This is a genomic window from Candidatus Aquicultor sp. (assembly GCF_054640775.1).
Map to the genome: position 1 here is coordinate 12,123 of NZ_JBTSLF010000079.1, position 480 is coordinate 12,602.

Below are 480 nucleotides of genomic sequence, written 5' to 3' on the forward strand. Positions count from 1 at the left end.
CCAGGAGCTTGCAACGGTTGCCGCGAACAAGTTGCCCATAATCATTACGATTCTTAATAACCGCTTCCTGGGGATGGTTCGCCAGTGGCAGGAGTTGTTCTATAACCATAGGTATTCATCGGTCGACCTCGATGTCGGGTCCCCCGATTTTGTAAAGTTAGCCGAGGCGTACGGTATTAAGGGTGTCCGTGTCGAGAAGATAGAGGACGTCGAGCCGACGCTTAAGCAGGCGATCGAGGACCGCGAGCCGGTTCTGATCGACTTTATGGTCGCACGTGAAGAGAACGTATACCCGATGGTCGCACCCGGTGCATCCATCGATGAAATGTTGGGTGGAATCCCTGGCGCTAGTTTAAGCCAGATGATAGATGAGGAGGTCGAGAAACGTGAAACACATTCTGTCGGTACTCGTTCAAAATAAGCCGGGTGTTCTGGCCAGAGTTTCCGGCCTCTTTAGCCGACGGGGCTTTAATATCGATA

General features: G+C 52.1%; 2 protein-coding genes. Both read left to right on the forward strand.

All coding sequences use genetic code 11. The annotated features are described in order from the left end of the window. A partial coding sequence (locus ACYC56_RS07965) for a thiamine pyrophosphate-dependent enzyme (protein WP_461373646.1) occupies nt 1-421 on the forward strand: 421 nt, incomplete at its 5' end. Beyond that, on the forward strand, nt 369-480 hold a 112-nt coding region (locus ACYC56_RS07970; RefSeq protein WP_461373649.1), incomplete at its 3' end, for an ACT domain-containing protein. The genes ACYC56_RS07965 and ACYC56_RS07970, both read left to right, overlap by 53 nt.